Genomic DNA, 556 nt, shown 5'->3' with positions numbered 1-556 from the left:
TGCTCAGGGTAGTGTTTGCCAGACGATGGCAGGCCAATTCTCGCTGCGGTCGAGCAGCACGTCCAGGCGCACCAGCGCGACGCCGAAGCGCGCCCGCACGCTGGCGACAAAATATTTGCTCCTGACGTCGATCTGCGTCGTGTCGGCCTCCAGCCCCCAGTCGTCACGGTGCAGGCGTGCCCTGAAATCGGCTACGTCCCTGAACCACGCGCGCTCGCGCTCGGCGACGAGAACGCGCGCGGCGTCGAGTGTCAGCCCCGGCACCGAGGCGGCGAGCACCTCGGCCGGCGCCGTGTTGACATTGACCCTGCCGCCTGCCGGCAGTGCCGCGACGAACGGCGCCAGACGTGCGATCAATTCTGCAGTATAGCCGCGTACCTGGGCGAGTTCCTCGACGCGCACGAGCGGCGCGTTGGCCGGTCGGCGCGGGTGAAGCTGGACGCCGTACCACGCGGCCTCGGCGCCACCGGGCGAGCGCGCCAGATCGTCGGCGTCGAGCCAGTCGAGCAGCGCCGCCAAGAGCGGTGCGGTGTCGGCGCGGGCGACGCCGACGATC

At 70.5% G+C, this 556-nt stretch carries 1 protein-coding gene; it reads right to left on the bottom strand.

What is annotated here, in order from left to right:
- Nucleotides 1-3 precede the first annotated feature (3 nt).
- On the bottom strand, nt 4-556 hold a 553-nt coding region (gspK, locus tag CKO27_RS24045; RefSeq protein WP_200377426.1), incomplete at its 5' end, for a type II secretion system minor pseudopilin GspK.

This window comes from Thiocystis violacea (assembly GCF_016583575.1).
Lineage (GTDB): Bacteria > Pseudomonadota > Gammaproteobacteria > Chromatiales > Chromatiaceae > Thiocystis > Thiocystis violacea.
Note: the sequence above shows the minus strand (reverse complement) of the source record. Positions and strands in the feature narration are given on the sequence as shown.